The 24,874-nt window shown below is 46.7% G+C and carries 19 protein-coding genes, 1 riboswitch and 1 other annotated feature; of the genes, 10 read left to right on the plus strand and 9 right to left on the minus strand.

Annotation, left to right across the window (positions count from 1 at the left end):
- Positions 1-46: 46 nt before the first annotated feature.
- Positions 47-781, plus strand: a complete 735-nt coding sequence (locus B9A22_RS16330) for a hypothetical protein (protein ID WP_084577015.1) — start codon at positions 47-49, stop codon at positions 779-781.
- Positions 782-783: 2 nt separating this feature from the next.
- On the opposite strand, the gene cytX is transcribed toward B9A22_RS16330, so the two are convergent.
- The 5 genes from cytX to B9A22_RS16350 all read right to left on the minus strand — a co-directional run bounded on the left by cytX (position 784) and on the right by B9A22_RS16350 (position 6,484).
- A complete protein-coding gene (gene cytX / locus B9A22_RS16335; RefSeq protein ID WP_084577016.1) occupies positions 784-1,989 on the minus strand; it encodes a putative hydroxymethylpyrimidine transporter CytX in 1,206 nt (401 codons plus the stop codon).
- On the minus strand, positions 1,982-2,788 hold the full coding sequence (gene thiD, locus B9A22_RS16340) for a bifunctional hydroxymethylpyrimidine kinase/phosphomethylpyrimidine kinase (protein WP_084577017.1): 807 nt from the start codon (positions 2,786-2,788) through the stop codon (positions 1,982-1,984). The genes cytX and thiD overlap by 8 nt, the downstream gene beginning before the upstream one ends.
- Positions 2,789-2,854: 66 nt before the next feature.
- A riboswitch (TPP riboswitch) is annotated at positions 2,855-2,967 on the minus strand.
- Positions 2,968-3,012: 45 nt separating this feature from the next.
- On the minus strand, positions 3,013-3,159 hold the full coding sequence (locus B9A22_RS25525; protein WP_176215557.1) for a hypothetical protein: 147 nt from the start codon (positions 3,157-3,159) through the stop codon (positions 3,013-3,015).
- A gap of 120 nt (positions 3,160-3,279) precedes the next feature.
- Positions 3,280-4,482, minus strand: a complete 1,203-nt coding sequence (locus tag B9A22_RS16345) for an MFS transporter (protein ID WP_245824028.1) — start codon at positions 4,480-4,482, stop codon at positions 3,280-3,282.
- Positions 4,430-6,484 (minus strand): putative bifunctional diguanylate cyclase/phosphodiesterase, encoded by a 2,055-nt coding sequence (locus B9A22_RS16350; protein ID WP_176215558.1) that lies wholly within the window; start codon positions 6,482-6,484, stop codon positions 4,430-4,432. The genes B9A22_RS16345 and B9A22_RS16350 overlap by 53 nt, the downstream gene beginning before the upstream one ends.
- Positions 6,485-6,835: 351 nt before the next feature.
- Here B9A22_RS16350 and clpB point away from each other — a divergent pair, with 351 nt between their 5' ends.
- The 4 genes from clpB (at position 6,836) to B9A22_RS16370 (ending at position 12,607) form a co-directional block, all read left to right on the plus strand.
- Positions 6,836-9,418, plus strand: coding sequence for an ATP-dependent chaperone ClpB (gene clpB / locus B9A22_RS16355; protein WP_084577019.1), 2,583 nt, complete (start codon positions 6,836-6,838; stop codon positions 9,416-9,418).
- Between the two features lie 207 nt (positions 9,419-9,625).
- Complete coding sequence (locus B9A22_RS16360; RefSeq protein ID WP_084577020.1) at positions 9,626-10,705, plus strand: HD-GYP domain-containing protein; 1,080 nt, start codon at positions 9,626-9,628, stop codon at positions 10,703-10,705.
- A gap of 374 nt (positions 10,706-11,079) precedes the next feature.
- Positions 11,080-12,126: a PocR ligand-binding domain-containing protein gene (locus tag B9A22_RS16365; RefSeq protein ID WP_084577021.1), complete on the plus strand. Its 1,047-nt coding sequence runs from the start codon at positions 11,080-11,082 to the stop codon at positions 12,124-12,126.
- A gap of 25 nt (positions 12,127-12,151) precedes the next feature.
- Positions 12,152-12,607 carry a chemotaxis protein CheW gene (locus tag B9A22_RS16370; protein WP_084577022.1) on the plus strand — a complete coding sequence of 152 codons (456 nt, stop codon included), beginning with the start codon at positions 12,152-12,154 and terminating at the stop codon, positions 12,605-12,607.
- Positions 12,608-12,714: 107 nt separating this feature from the next.
- Here the strand turns inward: B9A22_RS16370 and B9A22_RS16375 are convergent, their stop codons facing one another.
- Positions 12,715-14,022 carry a phenylacetate--CoA ligase family protein gene (locus B9A22_RS16375; protein WP_084577023.1) on the minus strand — a complete coding sequence of 436 codons (1,308 nt, stop codon included), beginning with the start codon at positions 14,020-14,022 and terminating at the stop codon, positions 12,715-12,717.
- Positions 14,019-14,606 (minus strand): tryptophan transporter, encoded by a 588-nt coding sequence (locus tag B9A22_RS16380; RefSeq protein ID WP_084577024.1) that lies wholly within the window; start codon positions 14,604-14,606, stop codon positions 14,019-14,021. Before B9A22_RS16380 ends, B9A22_RS16375 begins: the two co-directional genes overlap by 4 nt.
- Positions 14,607-14,886: 280 nt before the next feature.
- Positions 14,887-15,147 (minus strand) — a binding site (T-box leader).
- 130 nt (positions 15,148-15,277) lie between these two features.
- Here B9A22_RS16380 and B9A22_RS16385 point away from each other — a divergent pair.
- Both B9A22_RS16385 and B9A22_RS16390 read left to right on the plus strand, forming a co-directional pair.
- Positions 15,278-17,308, plus strand: a complete 2,031-nt coding sequence (locus B9A22_RS16385; protein ID WP_084577025.1) for a DUF5050 domain-containing protein — start codon at positions 15,278-15,280, stop codon at positions 17,306-17,308.
- 81 nt (positions 17,309-17,389) lie between these two features.
- Entirely contained in the window at positions 17,390-19,042 is a 1,653-nt protein-coding gene (locus B9A22_RS16390; protein ID WP_084577026.1) for a serine hydrolase, read from the plus strand.
- 199 nt (positions 19,043-19,241) lie between these two features.
- Here the strand turns inward: B9A22_RS16390 and B9A22_RS16395 are convergent, their stop codons facing one another.
- A complete protein-coding gene (locus B9A22_RS16395) occupies positions 19,242-20,918 on the minus strand; it encodes a vWA domain-containing protein (protein WP_084577027.1) in 1,677 nt (558 codons plus the stop codon).
- Positions 20,911-22,215, minus strand: a complete 1,305-nt coding sequence (locus tag B9A22_RS16400; RefSeq protein ID WP_084577028.1) for a magnesium chelatase ATPase subunit I — start codon at positions 22,213-22,215, stop codon at positions 20,911-20,913. The genes B9A22_RS16395 and B9A22_RS16400 overlap by 8 nt, the downstream gene beginning before the upstream one ends.
- Positions 22,216-22,495: 280 nt before the next feature.
- On the opposite strand from B9A22_RS16400, the gene glpT reads away from it, so the two are divergent.
- The 3 genes from glpT to B9A22_RS16415 all read left to right on the plus strand — a co-directional run bounded on the left by glpT (position 22,496) and on the right by B9A22_RS16415 (position 24,839).
- Positions 22,496-23,830 carry a glycerol-3-phosphate transporter gene (glpT, locus tag B9A22_RS16405; protein ID WP_084577029.1) on the plus strand — a complete coding sequence of 445 codons (1,335 nt, stop codon included), beginning with the start codon at positions 22,496-22,498 and terminating at the stop codon, positions 23,828-23,830.
- 176 nt (positions 23,831-24,006) lie between these two features.
- On the plus strand, positions 24,007-24,417 hold the full coding sequence (locus B9A22_RS16410) for a hypothetical protein (protein WP_084577030.1): 411 nt from the start codon (positions 24,007-24,009) through the stop codon (positions 24,415-24,417).
- Between the two features lie 158 nt (positions 24,418-24,575).
- Positions 24,576-24,839, plus strand: a complete 264-nt coding sequence (locus B9A22_RS16415) for a hypothetical protein (RefSeq protein ID WP_084577031.1) — start codon at positions 24,576-24,578, stop codon at positions 24,837-24,839.
- Positions 24,840-24,874: the final 35 nt, after the last annotated feature.

Genomic DNA, 24,874 nt, shown 5'->3' on the forward strand with positions numbered 1-24,874 from the left:
GAGGACGAATCACGTTCCCTAGTAGTCTGCGAAGGAGAGGGGTTACATGGCGGTTATTACCACCACTTGTACTAATACCGAAAATACGACCAGTCCTGGCACGCAAACAAGTACAACAAGCGCCAGCCCAAACGGAACCAGCACCACAAGCACCAGTACAAGCAGCGGTACTAATACCACAAACACTAGCACAACCACTACGACTACCGATAATATTTCGATCATCAATACCCTTTTAGCTGATATCAGTGCCGTTATCCCCAACTATGCCTCACTTGTTGCTTCATACCGGCTGCTGGTCGGCGCAGCCGAGGAAATTCAACGCACCCCTGGCGTACCCTTCGAAATATTTGAACGGGCTGTTATCCGCTACGATCGGACCGGCACGCTTATCGACATGCTCAATGAACTGTTATGCTGCAAAATAGCATTTAGCACCGAGCTTTTAAGCATTACCTGTGCTCCCATTGACATCGTAAAACTATTAACTGATTGCATTTCTCCGTGTGCCGAAGATCAATGCACCACTGCTGAACAAGTAGTAGTACTTGAAGCACTCAGGCAGACACTCTTTCGCCGCTGTAACGACGCCTCATGCTTCGGCCCACCACCCGCGGGAATAAAGCCACCTCCCCCGCCTGCGCCGCCAGCCGCCCCGCCGGCAGCTAAGCCCCCGCCGGTAGACGTCCAAAGTGATCTTGAAACAACTGAGGAACTAGAAACAGAAGCGAGCATCATTCTTCCTAAATTCAAAAGCCCACTGGCACGAAAACATATATAGCATTAACTGACTACTTTGGCTGCTTTGACAGATTTCCAACCTACCATAAACCGGGCAGATACCGCATAGATAACACCTGTAACGACCATGACCGGTACTGTTGCCCCGACAACTAAGTCTAGTTTGACAAACTGGTAATACATAACTACACCTACAGCCCAGACAATAACTGCGCCCCAGTTGACCAGCAGCCTAGCGTCAGCCTGCTGACGTCCTAAGAAGAAATAGTCGGTCAGGAGTACGGCAAACAACGGTGCAAACACTGAGCCAATGGCGTATAAGAAGCTTTCATATTGTTCAATGTTAATCACAATCGCCAGCGCTGTGCCAACAACAGCCATAGCCAGTGCCAGTTTGCGCTCACTAACATCAGGCAGCAGATTAGTACAGGACACCCCCGCAGAATACGCATCAAGGAAGGTAGTCGTAACTGTCGACAATACAACAATGCCCAATGCCGCTAACCCCAGGTTAGCCGCCAGCATCATGGCTGCGGGATCTGAGTCACCAGTCACGATGGCTGCACCTAAGCCAATCAGATACATCCAACAGCTACCGGCAAAATAGCCAATCCAGCTGCCCCACGCCCCCTCTGATGTCTTCCTGGCAAACCGAGTATAATCGGCAATAAGCGGCAACCAGGACAGCGGCATTATTACACTTAACTCCAGCGCCCCGCCAAAGGACATATCGCCTGCCGGCTGCTTAGTGAAAAGCGAGCTATCGGTAAACACTACCCCGCTTAAGACGACGGTAAGTACAAAGAGTAGCGCAACAGCTGCCGAATTAATCTTTTTCAACCCATCATTACCGGCAGCAATCCACAGGAAGATAAGCGCACCGATAACAAGGCTCCATAGTGTCATATTATCAAACGACCATACCATCTTTGTAATCTGGTTGACAGACCGCCCCCCTGCCACAATCATCACAGCCGTCCAGCCAATCAATTGCATAATGTTTAAAGCAGCAAACAGGTAGGAGCCGTAAATGCCAAACGAAATTCTGGTGGTCATGATGGCTGGCAGCTTGGTTTGACTGCCGATAATGCCTCCCAAAACCAAAATTGTCGTACCAACAAGATGGCCAAGCACTATGGCAGTGGCCCCTTTGGCAAACCCCAGTGGTGCTAGCAGGCCTCCGGTAATAATCTCAGCAATTGATACTGCCGCCCCAAACCAGAGCAGCATATAGTTTATGCTAGTCATTAAACATCCCTGCCTTCTTATATAGAGTATAAAAGTGATTGGTGGGCCCTACGCCTTTGCCAATGGACAGTGAGTGTTCAATCGCCACAGTTATGTACTCTTTGGCTGCTGCAACCGCATCTCTCATCGACAATCCCCTGCCCACATTAGCGGCAATGGCTGATGAGAGTGTGCAGCCAGTGCCATGAGTATTCTTGGTGGCAATCCGTCGTGACGGCAGATAGATAAATTCCTCTCCATCAAATAAGATATCAGTCGAATCGCCGTCCAGATGTCCGCCTTTCATCAACACACTCTTAGGACCTAGCGCGAATATATCACGTGCTGCCACTTCCATAGCGGCAAGAGTGGTAATTGTCCGCCCGGTGATAACCTCAGCTTCAGGAATGTTAGGGGTCACGATAGCAGCCAGCGGCAGCAGTTCCTCAATTAGCGTGACCTCAGCTGCCGGATTCAATAGACGATACCCGCTTTTTGACACCATCACTGGATCGGCAACAATGTTGCTGGCCCCATATTCTCTTAACTTAGCCGCAATTGTTTTGATTGTGTCTACCTGGGACACCATGCCAATTTTAACGGCCGCCACCTCAATGTCCTCAAAAATGGCATCAAGCTGTTTGGCGATCACTGCTGGCGTTATATCCTGCACAGCAAATACCCCTTGGGTATTTTGAGCAGTAACAGCGGTAATGACACTCATACCAAATACGCCGTGAGCGGCGAACGTTTTGAGGTCAGCCTGAATGCCGGCACCGCCACTGGAATCTGAGCCGGCAATTGTTAGTACATTTTTCACAATATCACCTCACATAAAAAATAGGCACAAGTATTTCCGTATAGGAATACTTGTGCCTTCAATCCTGATGACATCAATGAGCTTCCCTACGCTGGTATTACCCAGAATCAGGTTCAAGGGTCAAAGACATCAAAGGGTCTTTATCTCAGCTGGCCTATCCAGCCCCCCTAGCCTAAACTTATTATGTTAGTAAAATATTAACATATTTTCCCTGAATAAGCAAGCTACCCCTCAGACATATAATCAGGGCTAAACTCGGTAACATACTGCCAAGCCTGTTCAGCAAAACTCTCATGACCAGCCTGCTGGGCTTCGCTCATAAGATACAACCAAACATAGTCCGGTGTAGTAACAAACTTTTCGTTAGCCATAGTTATCCCCCTTTTTTCTTGAGAAAATTTGAAGCCTTTGCATTGCTGCAGAGGCTTCATTGCCAGGAATATTTATTTGTTTTAGTATATGCCGTTTCTTATAAATATTCCATATAGTTTTTAATTATTTAAAATCTCTTTCCCTTCTTTTACAAACAAAGTCAGAGCAAAGCCGATTATCGGCAATACTGCCAGAATATCAAATACCATTGGCAGCGTCCAGATATCCGCTACACGCCCCAAGGCCAGTACCCCTAATGAGCCTAGCCCAACGCTAAAGCCCAGCGTCAGGCCTGACGCCATCCCAACATTGCCAGGCATCATCCGCTGAGTCAGTACAAGACAACCAGCAAAAGCGGCCGAGAGCAACGCGCTGGCAACGGCCAATAAGGCAAAAACTATCGAACCTGAACTCATATTAAACAGCGCTAATAATAAACTAATTGGCAGAATTGAATAAAGCATAACCCGCTTACTCCCATATTTGTCACTCAACAAGCCGCCAGCAAGCGTACCGGCAGCCCCACCTGCTAAAAATACCGTAAGCAGCCAGCTGGCATAAACGGGATTGCCATTAAGGTATGATACGTAATAGAGCGGAATAAATGCGCCAATACTGGCGCTTACAGTAGCCCTGACCAGAGTAACCCCTAATAGGGCAAGCAGCGGCAAAGAGATTATCCCGGCAAGACTTCCCAATGACTGAGCCGGTTTACCAGTGGGCAGCGGCAGGCTCATAGCCAATTTATACAGCGGCCAAACAATGATCAGGCAAGGAATAATATATAGCCATAACATAGCATCAGAACCACTGGCTAGAAGCCCACCCATCATGAGCGAGCCGCCAGCAAACCCGGCATTTCCCCCTACCACAAACATACTAACGCCCTTGCCTTTAGCCTCGCCACTCAGGCGATTAACCGTTTTAGCGCCTTCCGGATGAAAGGCGGCAATCCCGAGACCTGTTAACGCCGTAGTAAATACAAGTAGCCAGTAGTTTGTCAGCAGTAACGAGGCCAGCATCCCCACCCCAGAAAGCAAACAGCCTGCCGCCATAAGCCAAGGGCGCGGACTGCGGTCAGTCGCATAGCCGAAAAACGGCTGTATGACCGAAGATGCAAGGTTCTGCGTTAATGCAATCAGGCTTACCTGGGTATAAGTCAAACCAAACTTAGCCTTAAAATAAGGAAGCGCCACCAGGAGCGCCCCCTGCGAGAAGTCTGTTACCATGTGGGCAGCGGCCACTAGCAACACAGCCTTAGGTACTGTTTTAAACATGTTCAAAATGATAAGCACTCCTTTGAAAACAAGTCTGTAACTCATTTATAAATTCAGCTGGAGGCAGCGGCCGGCTGATAAAATATCCCTGAATAATATCGCATTTTTCCTGCCTAAGATATTTAAACTGAATCTCTGTCTCAACGCCTTCAGCAACCACAGTCAGTCCCATCTGATGTGCCAACTCAATAATACTGCCAGTAATGGCAGCGTCCACGCCGCCGATAGTAATATCATCAATAAAGGCTTTATCCATTTTCAGCATAGTAATTGGTAACTTCTTCAGATATGTTAAGGAAGAATAGCCACTGCCAAAATCGTCAAGCGCGATCCGCACCCCCATGCGACGCAACTCCCCAAGTTTCCGGACATTTTCCTCAAACCGCTCCATGAGCACACTTTCCGTAATCTCCAGTTCAAGGCATTCAGGTGGCAAGCCAGTCTCTGCCAGGACACCTGCGACCATTTCGACAAAATCATCCTCAATCAACTGCATAACCGAGATGTTTACAGCCGTACATAACCGGCCATGACCAGCAGCAAACAGCGTCTGGCTGAATACACACGCTGTTTGAAGTACCCATTTACCGATGCTGACAATCATTCCCGTCTCCTCGGCCAATGGGATAAACTTAAGCGGTGTCACCAGACCGTATTCCGGACTTGCCCATCGCAGCAGCGATTCAAATCCCTCCACCCTGCCTGTTGCCAGATTAAACTGTGGCTGGTAATGCACAATTAACTCGTTATTTACGATAGCCTGACGCAAACTTGCTTCCATGCCTGCTTTTTCAACAACCGCCTCAAACATTGATTTATCAAAAAACTTATAATTACGTTTACCGGAGTTTTTTGCTGAATACATTGCAGTATCGGCATTTCTAAGAAGTTCGTCGATACAACTGCCATCATCAGGGTACATAACAACGCCTGCACTGGCTGTGACCTGGAAGCTATGTTGATTTACTGTAATTGATTGCTCAAACAGTTTCATTATCTTATCCGCAAATTCGGTAATGAAAACGCGGTCACCACCCCCTGGAAAAAAGACAATAAGCTCATCGCCGCCCAAGCGGGCTACCACGCCGTCAGCACCAACTAATGCCGATAATTTGCCACCGATATCAACAAGCAGCTTATCACCCCAGGAATGACCATAAGTATCATTAACAAGCTTAAAGTTATCAATATCAATAAAAATGAGCGCGCCCTTACTGCCGTAATCACTGGCAGCGGCTAATTCACAGGTAATCAGGTCTGTCAAAAGTGTACGATTGGCCAAACCGGTAAGGGGATCGTAATAGGCCAGCTGCCGAATTCTGGCTTCCTGCAATTTGCTGTCAGTTGTATCGGTGAGCGAACCTGCTATACGTATGGCCTTGCCTTCATGATCAAACAATGCCCTTCCCCGGGCTAAAACCCACTTATAGCCCCCGTCTGCTGTTTTTAGCCTGTATTCGGCAGAAAAATATGCGGTTTTTCCTTGATAGTGTTCCTCCAGCTTTGCTACTGTTGGCGCGAAGTCATCTGGATGAATACTCGCCCGCCATTTCTTATAAAAATTCTCTCGCTTGCCAGTAAAACCACTTATTTCCTCACACCGATCAGACATTGTTCCTATGCCGCTCACCAAATCGATATCCCATAAACCGTCATTCGAGCCTTCAGCCAGCAATCGGTATATTTCTTCGTTCTGCCTAATTTGTTCCTCATTCAGATAAAGTTCATTAAAATTTTCCCTGAGTTCTTCCTCTTGGGCAGATAACTCTTCATGAACACCTATCAAATCTTCATTCCGTCGCTGCAATAGTCGTTCTGTCTGACGGCGCTTATTGATATTTATCAAAAGGTAAATTACTGTAATTATAAGAGCAATAATCGTAACGCTTGCGGTGTTAACCAGATTTTTATATGGTTCAAATAAAGAAAGAGGTTTATTAACAACACCGTCAGCCGGCAAACCTTGCGCGAGTACAGGCTGAATTGAGGCAAATGACAAACAGATAATAACAGCTACAACTACCTGGATTGACAACTTACTATGCATTACGCACCAGCTTCCCGTAAATATTATGCAGTGAATTTGTCGCATTATAGCTCCAGATACCATTATACAACAATTCATATCTTGTTTAGGAAATTTCTTTAGCTAAGGTAATTAAATTTCTTTTATATAACCATAAAGTCAATTAAAGTCAAAAAGTCAGTAAAAGTTAGACCGACTGCGTGCGCTTTACTTTTTATGCTAAAAATCAGGCTATCCGGCCAAAAATGGCCTAGCTTTGCCATTTTTCCGGCTCCAATTAATAACAACTTTCTGATAGTATTTAATTGTAGACTTTACCAATGCATATCTCACCCATTAACCTGACATAATTTTTTTAAGGAGGTATAAATTATGAACAATGAAAAATATACCCAAAAAGCGGCAGCCGCCTTACAGGAAGCGCAACAATTAGCCGCCCTGCACTACCATCAGGAGCTAACAGCCAAGCACCTGGCCCTTGCACTTATCAAAGAAGCCGAAGGTATTATGGCCTATCTGCTGGCCCAGTTAAACATCGATGCCCGGCTGCTCACCACTAAACTTGAGCAGCTGGTAAAAAACCTGCCAGCTGTGCGCGGTCAAGACAGCGGCTTACGGATGAATACCGCCATGGTACGTGTGTTGGCTTTAGCTGAAAAACACGCCAAAGCTATGAGAGATGACTATATTAGTGTTGAACACTTACTTATGGCGATTGCCGATGACGGCGATACCGATTTAGTTACAGTCTGCCGCGATTTCGGCCTGACAAAAAGCCGGATCCAGGAGGTCATTACTGAATTTCGACGCGGCCAGACTATCACCAACGACAATCCGGATGAAAATCTGCAGGCACTTAAAAAATATGGCCGTGATTTGACTGAACTGGCTCAGCAGGGCAAACTTGACCCAGTTATCGGCCGTGATGAAGAAATCCGCCGGGTTGTCGAAATCCTCTCCCGCCGCACCAAGAACAATCCGGTGCTTATCGGTGAACCGGGAGTTGGCAAAACCGCCATTGTTGAAGGCTTGGCCAGGCGCATTATTGCCGGAGATATACCTGAAACCTTGAAAAATAAATCCGTATATTCGCTTGATTTAGGAGCCATGCTGGCTGGGGCTAAATACCGGGGTGAATTTGAAGAACGCCTAAAAACAGTACTTGGAGAGATTGCCAAGTCCGAAGGTAAAATTGTACTATTCATTGACGAATTGCACACCGTTGTTGGTGCCGGGGCTGCCGAAGGCGCCATGGATGCTGGTAATATCTTAAAGCCGATGCTGGCCAGAGGCGAACTCAGGTGTATTGGCGCAACCACGCTGAATGAATACCGCAAACATATTGAAAAGGACACCGCACTCGAGCGACGCTTCCAGCCTGTCATGGTGGATCAGCCAAGTGCCGAAGATACCATTTCTATCCTGCGCGGCTTAAGAGAGCGCTACGAAGTACATCATGGCGTAAAAATAAAAGATGCGGCCTTAGTTGCTGCCGCCATCCTATCTGACCGCTATATCTCTGACCGGTTCCTGCCAGACAAGGCCATCGACTTAGTCGACGAAGCCGCCGCCAAACTCCGCACTGAGATTGATTCAATGCCCACTGAACTGGACGATGCGCTCCGCCGCATTATGCAGCTTGAGATCGAAGAGCAAGCATTAAAAAAAGAAACCGATTCCTCTTCAAAAGATAAACTGGAGCGTATCGGCCAAGAACTGGCAGGCCTCAAGGAGCAGGCTGATGCTTTAAAGGCCCAGTGGCAGTTGGAGAAGCAGGCTATTACCCGTCTGCGCGACCTAAAAGAGGAGCTTGAAACTGTCCGCACTCAGATGGAAGCTGCCGAGCGGGCCTATGATTTAAACCGGCTGGCCGAACTTAAATATGGCCGTCTGCCTGAACTTGAGAGGAAACTGAAAGCCGAAGAAGATCAATTAACACATAATCGCACCCATAAAACTATGCTCAAGGAAGAAGTAGACGAGGATGACATTGCCAAGGTGGTCAGCCGCTGGACCGGCGTACCGGTAACCAAGCTAATGACGGGCGAGCGTGAAAAATTAGTCCACCTTGAAGACATCCTGCATCACCGGGTTGTTGGCCAGGACGCTGCCGTAACAGCCATCAGCGAAGCCATTATCAGGGCTCGTGCGGGCATCAAAGACCCTAACCGACCCATCGGCTCATTTATCTTCCTGGGACCAACCGGTGTCGGCAAAACCGAGCTGGCCAAAACTTTAGCTGAGGTCCTGTTTGACGATGAGCGCAGCATGATCCGCCTGGACATGAGCGAATATATGGAAAAACATGCTGTTGCCCGCCTTATCGGCGCACCGCCTGGTTATGTCGGCTACGACGAGGGCGGCCAACTGACTGAAGCCGTCCGCCGCCGCCCCTATAGCGTGCTACTGCTTGACGAAGTGGAAAAGGCGCACCATGACGTGTTCAATGTTCTGCTGCAAATTCTGGATGATGGACGCCTGACCGACAGCAAAGGCCGTACCGTTGATTTCAAAAACACGGTGATCATCATGACCTCCAACATCGGCTCACACGAGATTTTGAACAACGAGTTTACCGCCGCCAAAGAACGCGTACTGGAATTACTGAAACACAATTTCCGGCCCGAATTTTTAAACCGCATTGACGATATTATTGTATTTAACGCCCTTACCCAAGAACAAGTTGGTTCAATTGCCGCCATTATGCTGGAAACCCTTAATCGACGTCTACAAAAACAGCTCAATATCAGCTTGTCCTGGGAGGATAGTGCTCTGGAACTGTTGGCTAGCGCCGGCTATGATCCGCAATTCGGCGCAAGACCCTTAAAACGCTTAATTAGCCGCCTGGTTGAAACCGAGCTCAGTAAGATGATTATTAAGGGAGAGGTCCCTGAAGGCAGCAAGGTAAAACTAAGCACTAACTCTGAAAAAATAATCATAAAAATCATTCCGTAAAAACCATATAAGCACCTTTAACTCAACTCTAATTAAAATCCCCGCAGATGCCGGGGATTTTCTTCCTGATAGGAAGGTTCTTTTTCCTCACTAGGACTTTGGTACTATTTACCATGACTTTAGGCTGATTGCATTCCACAAAAATCAACTTTATACTTATATTGCCAATTATATAGTTTTTTACTTAATGAAAAGGGAGCTGGTAGTGTGTCAACCAGGATGATCGCCGTCAAAGATTTGGTTTCCGGCATGATTATCGGCGAACCAGTCCTGTCGGCTAGCGGCAAAATATTATTAGGGAAAGATGTGGTTATCACCGCTCGAACCATCTCATTATTACTCATGTGGGGTGTCCACACAATCCTTGTAGTCGACGAAAGTACTATTCCGACATCTGAAAATACACCGGCACAGCCTGCTGCAATTGCTGGCCACGGCAGTGTAATGGAAGATTTCAGCACCTTCTTTAATGAATATGACAGTGTGATAACAACGGCCGCCCAGTCTTTTGATTTTATCCGCAAAAACAATCGGATTCCGGTACAGGAACTAAAGGATACCTCTTTTAGTATTTTCTCTACCGTACTTTCCACCGGCCCAGCTATCATGGATTATCTCTTGGTAAGCGACTATAATTTAGCCGACAAGGTAGCTCGCCATTCAGTTATGGTAGCCTTTATCAGCAGCATTATCGGGCGTAAACTTAAGCTGACCGACCAACAGCTACATGTGTTAATTCTGGCCGGTCTCCTGCATGACGTAGGAAAACTGGTTATTGCCAAAGAGGCTGACAATCACCCCAACTCTCATGTCATCAACGGCGGCAAACTTCTCCAGCATGTACCGTCTCTACCACAGGAAGTGCTGATGAGTGTTCTCCAGCATCATGAATGCATGGACGGCAGCGGTTGTCCCTTAGGCTCAGTCGGAGATAAAATTCACCTCTATGCAAGAATCATTGCTGTTGCTGACTATTTTCATCAACAGGCCTATACTGGTGAACACGCCAATCCTTTCCCGGTTCTAGAGTCAATGTCCAAAGAAATGTTTAGTAAGCTTGACCAAGGCGTCTGTCAGCCATTTATTAGGCATGTTCGCGATTGTCTAATAAATTCTCCTGTACTCTTAAGCGATGAGCGCACGGGCCAGGTAATTTTCTTTAATACCAATAAACTAGATCAGCCAATCATTAAAACCGATAGCGGCACAATCATTGATCTCGCCGCTACCAAACACATTTCTATTAAACGCCTGGTTAATCTGGAGTATTTAGCCAATGCCAATTAATTGAGTCTGTTGACAGCATTATAGCGGGATAAATAAGCTGCCGAAAGAGTAATCTTTCGGCAGCTTATTTATATTGTCTGATTTTTATGATAATAGGAGGTATTCTGACTAAAGCTGTAGAATTCTCTGTATATTGTGAATGTAATAATTTGTAATTCTTAGAGGAATCGTGCGAAAAATGTAGAACATTGTAGAAGATTGTACTTTCTTGAAAAACATTCCACTATGTCAAAATCAATTAAACATAAGGAGGTATAGTTAAATAGACAACTTCTATTAACAATTGACTCACTATGCCACTTAAATTATCCCTATTGTCATCGATGTAAAGTAATCGTTCGTTAGATTACATACGAAATTAGGAGGAACGTTAAATGAGTCAACATCAAATAAAAAAAACTGCTGAATTACATTTAGATAATATTAAGCTAACAGATGTGATTGATCTGAATTTTCTGCAAAAATTTCAGGATGATTTTGCCAAGGGTGTAGGTTTAGCTAGCGTAACTGTAGACCCAGAGGGAAACCCTATTACCAACCCTAGCTATTACATTGAAAGGTGTAATTATACTCATTCTACCGAGTGTGGCGACAAAAGATGTGCGGCGTCGCATAAAAAAGGTGGAGAAGAAGCTGTGAGATTGGGTAAGCCATATGTTTTTGAATGTCATTCTGGACTTACCGATTTTGCAGCTCCTATTATATTGGAAGGAAAATTGATTGGAACTATTCTGGGAGGACAAGTATTATTTTCACCAATGGATGAAGAAAAAAATCGCAGAATTGCAAGAGAAATTGGTGTGGATGAAGATAAATACGTTGAAGCTACTAAAGAAGCAAAAATACTATCAAAGGAAGCTGTAGAAGCGGCAGCAAACGTCTTGTTTATTGTTGCAAATAACATGTCTAAAAGCGCGTACCAACAAAGAAAACTTAGGGTTGTAGCAGACGTTCTTGATGATAGTCTGCACCAAATCTCTGCAACCATGGAACAGTTAGCTGCGTCAGCGGGAACCGTGAGTGATAATCAGTTGAATCTAAACCGCGAGATTGGTAACGTAAATTCGGTTACCGGCCAAATTAATGACGTTATGGACTTAATCAAAGAAATCGCTGACGAAACTCGTCTTTTAGGCTTAAACGCTGCTATTGAAGCGGCTAGGGCTGGGGATGCAGGACTGGGCTTCGGGGTTGTAGCTCAAGAAATCAGAAAGTTATCCACCGATTCTAAAGCTACGGTTGGAAAGATTAAAGAATTCACAAATGTTATTAGAGATTCCGTCGACCGGACTGTCTCAATGGGGAACGAAACGGCATCAACAGTTCAGCAGCAAGCTGCCGCTATTCAAGAAATAACTGCCAGCTTGGAGGAAATAACCAGTATTACTGAGCAGTTAAGCGCTTTGGCAAGAGAGATATAACCTGGATTAAAGGAGGAATAACCTTGTGGCAACGATCCAGCTGGTGGTCTTTGAAATAAATGGCAGCGAGTATGGAGTTGATGCTTTGGCTGTAAATGGAATTTTGCGGTCAAAAAAATTTACGGTACAAAAAATACCCGGAGTCTCAGAAGTAATTGAAGGTATGATAAATCTCCGAGGTCATGTAAATTATATTTATAATCTACGAATCAAATTTGGCTTAAAAAAGGCAGAATTAGCTGATGAGAGCAAATTCGTCATGCTCAATATAGGTTCGCAGGTAGTTGGTTGTGTTGTTGATGAAGTAACAGATATCGTCAGATTTGATGAAACTGATTTACAGCCGGCACCCACTTTATCTACTCGTGGTAACTTGAGTTATCTAAAGGGTATCGGTAAAGTGGACGATCGAATGATCATTATTCTAGATCCAGTGCAATTGCTGTCTTCTGATGAAACTTTAGACATGATCCGTATTTAAACAAGCTAAGAACAGAAGGCCAGAAACAATAGTTGGGCGGCAGCACCGAAAAAGAAAAAAGGGCTGTTCTGAAAGTGATTGATATCACTCCAGAATAGCCCTTTTACCTATGCTAGCTTTCTATTATCCACCACTCGTTTGGCCTTACCTTCACTCCGTTCAATGGTACGAGGCAGCACCATCCGGACGTTGGCTTTAATGTTTAGCACTGCCTTTAACTGATTTTGGATTGTTTTTTCCAGGTTGCGCATCCCTGCTTCTCCCAATTCTGCATAACCTTCTTCGGTTGGTTCCACAAGAACGGTCAGTTCATCCAGGTTGTTTTTCCGCTCAATGATCAACTGATAATGAGGTGCAGTAGCCCCCATTTCCAGCAGCACACTCTCGATCTGGGACGGAAAAACGTTAACACCGCGAATAATCAGCATGTCGTCACTACGCCCGGTAACCCGTTTCATCGTAATTCCGGTACGGCCACAAGCACAAGGCTTACGCTCGATGGAGGTAAGGTCACGGGTGCGATAGCGCAGCATGGGCATCCCCTCTTTAGTCAAAGTGGTAATCACCAGTTCTCCTACCTGCCCGTCAGGAAGTGTTTCTCCTGTCTCTGGATCAATGATCTCCGGATAAAATAGATCTTCATGCAGATGGAGCCCCTCCTGAGAGCGGCAATCGGTCGCTACACCTGGCCCAATAATCTCACTTAAACCATATACATCATAGGTGTTAACACCAAACGCTTTTTCAATCTCCAGCCGCATACCATCTGACCAGGCTTCAGCACCACAGAATATCGATTTTAATGACAAACCGCGGGGATCAATCCCCTTTGCCTGCATTGCTTCGGCCAAGTGTAAAGCGTAAGATGGTGTAACAACAATGGCCGTCACACCAAAATCCTGCATTAGCATGGCCTGGCGCACAGGATTACCTGAAGAAGCCGGTACAATAGCGGCACCTGCTTTCTCAGCAGCATAATGCATCCCCAGACCACCGGTAAACATACCATAGTTAACAGCAACCTGAAATACCGACTCAGACTCAAGGCCACCTGCCACCAGCGTTCTAGCTAACGATTCTGCCCACATATCTAAATCGTTTTTCGTATAGGCCACAGCGGTAGGGCGTCCGGTAGTGCCGCTTGATGAATGAAATCTGGCGATTTGCTTAAGAGGAACGGCAAGCAGACCGTAGGGGTAGTTATCCCGCATATCTTGTTTAGTCATTAGCGGTAGTTTGGTAATATCGGCAAGCGACTTGATATCTGCTGGCTTGACGCCCACTGCGTCCATTTTCTCCTGATAAAATGGAACGTTGCGATATACCCTGGCCACAAGCTCTTGTAACCGGCCGAGCTGCAGCTCTTGCATGGCTGCCACTGGCATTGTTTCTATTTCTTTATTCCAAATTGTCATTTACTAATTCCCTCTTCCTTAGATTTGCCATGCATCCCACCCAGCAGCGCGGTTACCGGATAGTAGAGCGCTTGAGCAATGACAGTATTGGCTGCCGCCACGGTAAATACAACAGGCATCATCCCGTAAAGATATACCTTAAGCGGTAGCCCAAGAATAAGTTTGGCCAGTGTTATAAACGTCAAGCCGCTAGCAAGAGTTCCACAAAGCGCCCCAACCGCTGGCCTTAAATCCATACGTCCTACTTTCATATTAAACGGCAGGCTGACAATAAGGGCACACACTAAAGCGCCAATCGGCTCACTGATCAGGTTGCCGTAAGGAAAAACCGATTTAGAAGTAGCTAAACATAGCGCTCCAGCTACCAGCCCAATGCTCATCGCCCGCCCAATAGACGGCCGAAACAGTACAATCGCCAGACAATACATAGCAATAATCCAGTTAGGCGAAACCCCCGCAATACTTGGGCTAACCAGCCTGAGTATTGCCCCAATAGCCAGCAGCATAGCCGAGACAGCCGCCCAGCGAAACCGCCCCTCCTGCCCGGTTGTAATGGTTACCATTTCCGGTTGTTTGTTTTCCATTGTTACACCCTCCCCGCAAATTTAAAATAATGAACCGCCGGAATTGCAGAGAAGTCGTCAGCTGCTAGGCGCGCCGAGGACTGGAACGCAAGCGTACGGGGTGGTACGCTGGAGTGAAGCCCGCAGACGCGAGTGCGAAGTTCTTGGCGCTTTAGCGCCTTAGAACTTCGGCCTACCCCTTGCGGGTACAACGCAGATGGCGGCTTATCTGTAATTCTAAAATAAAATGGCAGTAATAAATATAAAAACCCCGTCTCTTGAAGAAATGCTCTCGCATACTTCAAGGGACGGGGAATAACCCGCGGTGCCACCCTCGTTGGCCATGATTAACATGACCCGGCTTATCAAAGTACAGGATAAAACATCCGATACCCGCTTCCTGGTAACGGCGGAAGAACCCCGACAGCTCCTACCCCGCCAACGCGGCTCAGAACTGTATCTCCCAGGCCCATTCAACATACCGGACGGCGCCAAACTCTCACTGTCATTGGCTCGCTGCAGCTTCCTGCATATGTTTACTCTTCCTGGTCATTGATGATCAATTTGTTTATATTTTGTATATAGCATAACAAGGGACACGCACATATGTCAATATAAAATTACTGAGCAGGGGTTTTTATTTTGAAAGCGAAATCTTTCTTAGCTCCATTAAAAACAGCGAGGTGTAACCAATGCCAGTATTTATTTCTTTGTTCCCCCTGCTAGTTGCTATTGTATTGTTACTTTCCCCCGCACCGGCGATTGCCAGCATGCCGGAGCTTCTGCCGAAATCAGAAACACCTGCGGCAACTGAGCTGAAACTCTTCCACCTGGAACACAAAGATGTTATTGCCATAGCTGCGGAAACCCGGTTACCAGCAGCCGACATAGCTGATCCGCTAGCCTATAAGCTTGAGCCGGTATACCACCTAAACCGGCAAGACAACTTATTAGAAATAACCCTGGCAGCGCGTCCTTTCCTCCCAGAGTTAACAGGGCAAATCACCTTTACCAAGAGCTTTGCCTCGCCTCGCTTACGACAGCTGACAATGGCAGCAACCAGTACAAATGAGCTTAAAATAACCGCCGCTTATAACAGCCAAACCACCAAAACGCAGTTAACAACAGTTAAGCGTAAGCGTGTAACCAATCCAGATAATACGATCACCTTTCGTACATATCTTGTTATAAGCTTTATTGATAAAGAAAGCACGGCTTGCGCCGAGCCTTTGGCGACAGCGAAAGCCGATGCTGCCCTTATCCAGACAGAAAGTTATACTTTCTTACAGGACACAACAACTGGCACACCGCCTAAAACCATCGTTCTTGACCCAGGCCATGGCGGGGCAGCATTAGGCGCAACCAGTAACTTTCTTTTTGAAAAAGAGCTCAATCTTGACATTGCACTGTTAACCCGCGATTTATTTCAAAATCTGGGCTATGACGTAATCATGACCCGGACTGACGATTCCAATCCCAGTTTGCTTGACCGGGCTGACACGGCTAACATCTTGAACGCAGACGCGCTCATCTCTATCCATAACAACTCGATGCCTGAGGATATGCCAGACCCTGCAAAAAAATTATACCGGGGCACTACCGCACTCTACAATTCGTCTGCACCCAAGCCAGGCAAAGAACTGGCGTCCCTACTGGCTGATGAGCTGGCTGGTACACTTCGAATCCACCAATACCCACTACAGGACCGGCCAGGTTTGGTTGTGCTCAATTCGAGCTGGGTTCCCACCGTTATTGCCGAGGTAGCCATGATGCCTCATCCCCAGGACGCTAAGATGATCTCACAGCGGGTCTACCGCCTCGAGGCTGCGCAAGCCATTGTGCAGGCGACCGAGAAATACTTCAAAATCAGTGATACTGCTCCATTGGCAACCGCTACTCCTCCCACGATAACAACCAACAGTCTTGCCGTGTCAGATCCAGCCGGTACCCGCTACTACCTGGACTTAGCTGGTGACATCTACGCTGGCGGCCGTGAGGCAATCTACCGTCTTAAGCCAGACGAACATTCGCCAACTATGCTCACTGACGACGAGGCATGGAACCTAAATATTTCCGGGAAATACCTCTACTACAGCAATTGGTCTGATAAACACCGCATCTACAGATTGAATCTTGATGGCACAGAAAAAATCAAAATAACCGACGAACCCGCAAACCAAGTAACTGTAGCCGGCGACTGGCTTGTATATATTAAATGGACTAACAACAAATCCGCACAAGACAATAATATTTATAAAACCTCACTGGACGGTAGGGTAACGCAAAAAATCAACAGCGACCAGTCAGAAAACCTTAGCGTGATTGGCGATTGGGTGTATTATCTTAACGCCTCTGACGGCTACAAAATATATAAAATAAAATTGGACGGTACAGGCCGCACCAAAATTGCCGAAGACCAGGCAGTTTTTATGGCAGCAGCCGGCAATACCATCTATTATAGCAACTATAATGACAGCCAAAAGCTGTATGCAATCAGTACAGAGGGTCGGAATCGCGTCAAACTGGCTAACGACAAGGCAGGATTTATTACTGTTGCCAACGGCAATATCTACTACACCAATGCCTCGGCCAATCATGCCGTATATCGTATAAACGTAACCGGACAGAACCGGCAAATGATTTGTGATTTGGGTGCTGGACCGCTCCCGATCACAGTCTTAAATAATGTCATTTATTATAACCACCTGTTTTTAAGACTTTAATGCCTATCTGCCAAAAGCAGGAAAGAGCATTCTTTTTAGCGAAGATGTTCTTGTTAGCTACCCGCTAAGGAGGAATCTCTGATGTCTTTTACCAGTTTCTCTAAACACTTACCGGCGGTATTGGCAGGTACAATACTGGCATTAAGCTTTTTAACCCAACCAGCTCAGGCCAACCAGCCTGAATCATCACCAGGTTGCTTTGCTTTACAACCCTATAAAGTGCCTGCAAAACCTACAGCACTTGATAAAAAACTACTGGCTGCCATGGAGGAATATAAGGTGGTCGGTCTATCGGCCACAGTATTTCGCGATAACAAAATTGTCTGGAGCGGTGGATACGGCTGGGCTAACCTTGAGACTGAGCGCCCAGTAACACCAGATACGCTGTTTAGAGTGGCCTCACTCTCTAAGATGGTAACCGCTACCGCCCTTATGCAGCTTTACGACCAAGGCAAGTTCGGTCTTGATGACGATATCAGCAAATATCTCGGCTATCAGGTCAGAAACCCCAACTATCCCACTACAAAAATCACCTTTCGGCAACTCTTAACCCATACCTCAGGCATCCTCGACTGCGGCGCCTATGATGGTATCGTCGCAGAAAACCCAGCACTGCTGCATGACATAGATATTAAAGATATCCTTGTTCCAGGAGGACAATATTATCAATCAGCAACCTTTGCCAATTATCCCCCTGGATCACAGTTCAGTTATTCTAACTTCGGCACAGGGATTGCCGGCTCGCTTGTTGAGAAAATTTCCGGCATGCCATTTGACAAATACTGCACAAAATTCATCTTTAAGCCGCTCAATATGGATGCCAGCTTTGAGCCTGCAGACATAAAAAACTGGCAGAACATTGCTGTATTGTATCGCCCAGACCGACAACTAGCCAATTTCAGGCCAACCAAAGATGCCTACAACGGTACCAAACCTGAGCCAACAGCAATCACTGCCCCTCTAGGCAGTGCCCTTGGCCGCTCTCCGGCAGGCGGATTACGCTCCAGCACGGCTGACTTCTCCAAATTTATGCAGGCCCACATGAACGGCGGCGCCTATAAACGTACCCGCATCCTCAAGGCTGATACTTCCGACCTTATGCATAGTATGCAATGGTTTGGCTACAGTATGGATGGCTTTTATAAACAAAAGGGGTTAAACTTCCACATCACCGATGACTTAGTCCCAAGCAAACGCCTGGTCGGCCACTCGGGTGAGGCGTACGGTCTGTCAAGTGATGCCTATTATGACCCTGACAGCAAATTTGGTATAGTTTTTATGCTGAATGGTGCCAAGCTGACAGATGCCAATCCATATTACCGTGTGGAGAATGCCATCGCCGAAACGCTATTTGACAGCTTCGCCCCTAAAAACACTAATAAACACAAGCAGATAAAAGCCAAAAAAAATGCCAGTTTTATCACAGTCAACCAACGCAAATTATTCCTGCCAGAACCTGCGGTAATTGCGAAATCAGGCAAAGCGCAAATCCTCTTTCTGCCAGCCATCTCTACAGCTGATGCTCTGTCGGCCGAAATTAGTCAGCAAGGCAACCAACTTACTTTTACATATGGCTCAAATAAGGCAGCCCTTACAGTAGGGCAAACAGAGCTGTTCGTTAACGGTGCAACTCGTCCACTGCCTCAGGCCCCCTATAAACAGAACGGTCAGATCATGGTTCCTGTCCGTGAACTGGCTGACGCGCTTAAGATGAATGTAAAAATAAGGTTGTAACAAACGATATACTTTGTGCTATATATTCTGCATTAAAGAAGTTTGCAGGCGCAGGCGGGTGGTATATTGACAACGCTCCACCGCTAGCGCTTGACTTCCGCTTTTGCCAACACACCACCCGCCTGCAAAACTTTAACACGTTGTATATAGACCTGCCGACTTTCCTTGGCAGGTCTTTTTTCTATATTGGGCTATTTATTTATCCTCTCATAACTTGCTTTTCATACTCAGTAAACATATAGAGTACACCGCCAGCCGCAGTGGTTAGTTTTTTTAAAAATCCGTCATCAGTATCCAGTCCAATACACAAGAAACCGCAGTGTAACTGTTTGATCTCAGCAGCAGCGGCCAACGCGTCTGTCAGCGGATTAGCTGTTTCCTCATATTTACGGCTGGGTATGCCGTCAGTAATAAGTACCAGCAACAACTTTTCCGTCTGCTGCTCCCTAATGTAAGATAACGAACGCCGAATACCCAAGGCCAGTGGTGTGGCGCCGTAAGGCATAACCGTATCAAAAGTACCAAGCGCTGCCTGCCTGCTGGGTGTAAACGGTTTAACTACCTCTGCCCGGTTATCTTGAAAGGTCACCACACTAACCTGGTTACAGCCACTACGCGTGATTTCCCCTGCCAGATACTTGGCGGTTGCCAGTCTGGGGCCGGCCATGCTGCCACTGCTATCGGTTAAAAGACAAACATCATAACCACGCCGTGGTCGGCGAGTCATAAACCGAATATCAGCAGGACTAATCCGCAAGCTTCTTACCCCACCGTCAGCTAACAGGCGTGACGCTGCCGCCGTGACAGTAGCAGCTACATCCAGCCCAGCTGTAAAAGAGCGGTCGTCTCCCACACTCAACTTCCCACAGGAAGACTGACTCTGTATATTCCTACTATTCCTTGACAAACATTGCTTACTTTTTATGCCCACCATGGCCTGCTTCAAGCTCTCCGACAAGCCAGGTGCATAGAAGTTGCCATACTGCGCTATTGCGTCTGGCGCTCTCTTTCTCTCCTTTTTGTCGGACTTGTTATAGTTCAGGTTTGTTTCCTTAACACTGATAAGCGTCTGTCCTTTACCAACACATTCTTCCCGCCTTCGGCTGGTAGAAGGCAATGAGTTGTCAGAGGGAGAAGCCACTGAAGCATCCTTCGGAGAACTGCCAGTGGTTGATTCATTAGATAATTCAAAGGTTTGTTCACTTGATTCCGGGCCAGTAAGCAGTGAATCTGTATGATCGGTATAGGGGCTAAGGTCGACCTGATTGTCTGTGGAATCAACACAAGAAATTCTTTCATTACACCTTAGCTCCAGGCCTGAGTTAAGGATGGCTGCTTCCACAGCAGCAACAATATAAAATAGACATACTGCATGTTCAGGCGGCAGACATAGCGCCAGGTGAACATGATTTTCATGAACCCGGCGCATAGATAGCTTTTGCCCGCCTGTTAGCAGCCCTGTTATTCTGCCACCGCCTGATGCTGTCTGGATATCGATCAAGTCAGGACTAACCATCCCCCTACAAAGGGGTTCAGCCTGCTCAGCTCTTAGCTTATGATAAAGTGCAACAGCTTGACACACATACTTAGCCGCTACCCTATGATCAACGCTGCCGCACTGGTGGAAAGTATCCAAATGATAGATAGCTCCGCAATCCTGCCGATGATAAAATACCTGGCCAGCATCCGCATTGGCCATGATCTGAACATGCTCAGGACTGTGAGCGTTAAAGGCATGGACTTTGGTACTAAGGACAGCGCTTTGTCCCAGCCGTACTCCACGCCCTTGCGCAAGCGCCTGGCTGACAACGGCCGCCGGCTCTATCAGCCGTATTAGCGGCAGGTTGTCAGGACTAAAAATCAAACTATTAGCCATGAGAGTTTGTATCCCTGGTTACAAGCTGCTCGTCAGGCAGGCTGGTAATTGGGGCAGCTGGCTTAGGCGGCGCAATGATGGTTGTGTTCAGCGGGTCTATAATACGAGCGCCGGCTCCATGCCCCCGGCTACCGCTCCCGGTATTACTGCTATAGGATACCTGCGGTCGTTTCGCCAACACAGCTGCCAGCCACCGATGAAAGACTCTCCAAAATTCTTTCCAGCGAGAACCCGTTTGGGCGGCAAGCGGCCGCTTGCTAACAGCTGTTTGAGCCTGATCTTGAACTGGGATTTGTAGTAAACCATTGAGATAATCGATAATTGCCGTAATGATTTCGCCGCTCGCCCGATGGGCCAGCGCCAATGGTGCTACCTGAACCAAATCGGCAATCGTAGCCATGTTTCGCCGACTCAGTATGGCATTCAGGCAGGCTGCCATTTCCATAGCCTGAGCTCCGCGTAAGCTCTCCAGGCCAAAATCAATATAGATTTGGGCTAACGCCTGTCTTAGGTCTGGACTCACAATACAGTCAGCTAAAGTACCTCCCCTCTGCCCGGGTGCGACTTCAGGCGATATCCGGCTGTTTTGACCGGCCAAGATATCAACTACAGCCTGGTAATCATCAGGTCGCCCCATGACCACGGTTAAATCAAACCGGTCCGCAAGCTGCTTCCTGATTCGGCTCAGCGGACCTGGATCTTCATCCGGATTAGAAGCTGCCCAAATACTTACCGCGACTGGCAGCTCAACTACTTGTAGACCAGGTTCTTCAATTTGGATGCGCCCCTGTCTTGTACCCATAACATCGAGCAATACATCGGCCAGTTCGGGGGCCGTATCTGCAAGCCGGTTAATTTCGTCAATAAATATAATACCCCGGTGCGCTTGCGGGATAGTTCCCGGTAAAAGAGCTGCCAAAGGGTTAATCGGATCTGTTAGCTTAGCAAGGTCAATACTGCCGACAACAGAGCCAACTTTAGCGGCCTGCGATATTTCAAGAAAAGGGCGGGGAACTTCCTCTACACCGATCGCCGTAACCTCCTCAGGTGACAAAAAACGGTGCAACGGGCAATGCGGCTGCGCAGGATCGCAATTATACAGACAATTTTTTATGCGTTTAATCGGGGGCAGCAGCTCCCGTGCGGCTCGCATAATTGTCGTCTTGCCTGTGCCGCGCAGACCCTCAGCCTGAATATGAAACGGGCGGTCACTTAAGAGCGCCGCCACCGACATCTCAACCACACGAAACAAATCCTGGTTACCGCTATGCCGGATAAGCCGGTAATACTGACTCATACCACTTCGCCCCCTGGGTGTTTTTATGATCTATTGTTCCCTTGGGGCATACTTGCATGCAGTTAACTCAAAAAAATAGAAGTAAGAAAAATTCTGAGACATGAACCCAGATTATTTCTTACGTATAAATCAGATTATTCCCGCTTCTGCGAAAAATGCGTTTATGCGATAATTTGAGTGAACATATTCGCATCAACAAAGGAGGGAATGTTTAAAAAGTTTTCCCAGTAATCTGCGAGTAACTATCGCAGGAGAGTAAGATAAAAAAGGAGCTATTATTATGTTCGATTTTATGCAACCGGCGCCTCATATCAAGCGGCTGTCTGACGCTGAAATTGCTTCGCAGTACCCCAAGTACCGACTGCAGGTATTTCTTAGTATCTTTTTCGGCTATGCAGCCTATTACCTAACCCGCAGTAATTTCCCCCTGGCCGCGCCTCATCTCATTAAACATCTGGGATTTACGGTCGCCGATATCGGCAACGTACGGGCTGCACTTGGCCTGGCTTATGGTCTAAGTAAATTTGTTATGGCTACTTGGTCTGACCGATGCAATCCCCGGTACTTTATGGCTATCGGTCTTATTATGTCCGGCATTGTAAACTTTTTCTTTCCTTGGGCTACTACTGTCTCCATGATGTGGGTGCTCATGTTCCTGAATGGCTGGTTCCAAGGCATGGGCTGGCCGCCAAGCGGCCGTACTATGACTCATTGGTTCTCAGTAAGCGAACGTGGCACCAAAATGGCCATCTGGAACTGCGCACATAATATCGGCGGCGGTCTCATTGCCCCCATCGCGCTGTTCGCTCTCAGCACATATGGCTGGCAGGGAATATTTTATGTACCTGGCCTTATCTGCATCCTGCTGGGTGTTGGAATTATGGTATCATTACGGGATACACCACAGTCAGTAGGTTTGCCGTCCATTGAGGAATATAAGAACGATTATCCCTATGTCGCTAAAGATGTTGACATTGAAAAAGAACTGACTGTAAAAGAAATCCTCTTTAAGTACGTTTTAAACAACAAATATGTATGGCTGATTGCCATCGCTAATGCCTTCGTATACTGTGTTCGCTACGGCATCCTCGACTGGTCGCCAACCTATCTTATGCAGGTCAAAGCTATGTCCTTTAAAAATAGCGGCTGGGGCTATTTGCTTTATGAATTTGCTGGTATCCCCGGAACCTTGCTGGCTGGTTGGATGAGTGACAAATTCTTCCACGGACGCCGCTCCCCTGTCAGCATCATCTTTATGGTAGGTGTGCTGATTGCCACCTATATCTACTGGCAAAATCCGGCAGGCAACCCGCTTGTTGATATCATCTGTATGATCTCTATCGGTTTCCTTATCTATGGACCTGTCATGCTAATCGGGGTCAGCGCTCTAGACATGGTTCCCAAAAAAGCCTCAGGCACTGCAGCCGGCTTTACCGGTTTGTTTGGTTATCTGCTGGGGACAGTAGGCGCTAGCTCCGGCATGGGCTACCTGGTAAAAGCTTACGGCTGGAATGCTGGATTCTATCTGCTAATGGCCTCTAGTGTCATAGCAATTTGCTTCCTCGCTTTCACCTGGAACTTCAAGCCTACTATCGAGGAAAAGACGGCCGCATAAAGACACTTATCTTCATTAAGTCGAACTCCTTTCAGAATCCCAAAGAAACCCCTTGGTTTAACCGCAACGGCTACAACCAAGGGGTTTTTAGATATCACAGTTGTATTACGCGCTATGTTACAATAGGATTACACGCTAAGGTGCTGCGGAAGCAATAAAACTACGGAGGCAGGTATATGATGATCCATGACACGAGCTATAATATAGTCATCTGGCACAGCAAGAAAATGCCGAATGAGCAGGAAGCCGCAACAATTTATGAAAGAATATTACAGGGCAATCTGGAAGACTTGGAACCCTCTAACGATATTGCCACTTTTCTCAGCGAACTTCAGGAAAAGTATCCCTCATTTGAACAGCTGCAAAATGACGATATGGAAAAATGCCCTTGGGAGGCCCCTTTCACTACATCAGACTGTTATGCCATTTTGCCATTAAAGCGGGAATGGGGGCAATTAGTAAAAATGCTGGTAAGCAGGGCACTCAAACATAACCTTATTTACTACGATCCGCAAAACAAGATAGTGTATCATCCGATTGCCGCATTCTCTTGGTTAAAGAAGCTGCGTCAGCATGTAATGCCCTAATCCGAATCTCTTCTTTTCTTTCCTGCCGAATTTTATGCGAATTCGGCAGGTTTTATTTTTGTAGTAACGAATATGAATAGTAAGAAAAAAGAATAAACTACCCGCACCACCTAATACCTCACATTAGGAAATACGAAGCCAAGGAGGAATGAATCAGCTTGCATATAACTTTTTATGAATATATCTATTATGGCATTGTAATCACCAGCTTAGCTCTTTACCTACCACTCTATGTAAAAAGACGCCACGAGATTATAGCTAATAGACGCAACTCTACTCGCTGGGGAATAATTGTATCCTTTGTCAGCATCGGCATTATTAGCGTAGCTGTTAACCTGGTTAATTGGCTGCCTGCATTTATAACAACCGTCATATCTTGTGCAGTGGCTTACTATGTGGTTTTTATTAAATATAGGGAGTAGCGTCTAACTGATGATCCCGGCATATGCTGGGATTT

It is taken from the genome of Sporomusa malonica, assembly GCF_900176355.1.
Taxonomy (GTDB): domain Bacteria; phylum Bacillota; class Negativicutes; order Sporomusales; family Sporomusaceae; genus Sporomusa; species Sporomusa malonica.

Excerpts from the sequence above, each read along its gene's own strand:
- B9A22_RS16410 (WP_084577030.1), top strand. The coding sequence starts at position 24,007 with ATGATGATCCATGACACGAGCTATAATATAGTCATCTGGCACAGCAAG.
- cytX (WP_084577016.1), bottom strand. The coding sequence starts at position 1,989 with ATGACTAGCATAAACTATATGCTGCTCTGGTTTGGGGCGGCAGTATCA.
- B9A22_RS16375 (WP_084577023.1), bottom strand. The coding sequence starts at position 14,022 with ATGACAATTTGGAATAAAGAAATAGAAACAATGCCAGTGGCAGCCATG.
- B9A22_RS16400 (WP_084577028.1), bottom strand. The coding sequence starts at position 22,215 with ATGAGTCAGTATTACCGGCTTATCCGGCATAGCGGTAACCAGGATTTG.
- B9A22_RS16330 (WP_084577015.1), top strand. The coding sequence starts at position 47 with ATGGCGGTTATTACCACCACTTGTACTAATACCGAAAATACGACCAGT.
- glpT (WP_084577029.1), top strand. The coding sequence starts at position 22,496 with ATGTTCGATTTTATGCAACCGGCGCCTCATATCAAGCGGCTGTCTGAC.
- B9A22_RS25525 (WP_176215557.1), bottom strand. The coding sequence starts at position 3,159 with ATGGCTAACGAAAAGTTTGTTACTACACCGGACTATGTTTGGTTGTAT.
- clpB (WP_084577019.1), top strand. The coding sequence starts at position 6,836 with ATGAACAATGAAAAATATACCCAAAAAGCGGCAGCCGCCTTACAGGAA.
- B9A22_RS16395 (WP_084577027.1), bottom strand. The coding sequence starts at position 20,918 with ATGGCTAATAGTTTGATTTTTAGTCCTGACAACCTGCCGCTAATACGG.
- B9A22_RS16345 (WP_245824028.1), bottom strand. The coding sequence starts at position 4,482 with ATGAGTTACAGACTTGTTTTCAAAGGAGTGCTTATCATTTTGAACATG.
- B9A22_RS16365 (WP_084577021.1), top strand. The coding sequence starts at position 11,080 with ATGAGTCAACATCAAATAAAAAAAACTGCTGAATTACATTTAGATAAT.
- B9A22_RS16390 (WP_084577026.1), top strand. The coding sequence starts at position 17,390 with ATGTCTTTTACCAGTTTCTCTAAACACTTACCGGCGGTATTGGCAGGT.
- B9A22_RS16350 (WP_176215558.1), bottom strand. The coding sequence starts at position 6,484 with ATGCATAGTAAGTTGTCAATCCAGGTAGTTGTAGCTGTTATTATCTGT.
- B9A22_RS16385 (WP_084577025.1), top strand. The coding sequence starts at position 15,278 with ATGCCAGTATTTATTTCTTTGTTCCCCCTGCTAGTTGCTATTGTATTG.
- B9A22_RS16380 (WP_084577024.1), bottom strand. The coding sequence starts at position 14,606 with ATGGAAAACAAACAACCGGAAATGGTAACCATTACAACCGGGCAGGAG.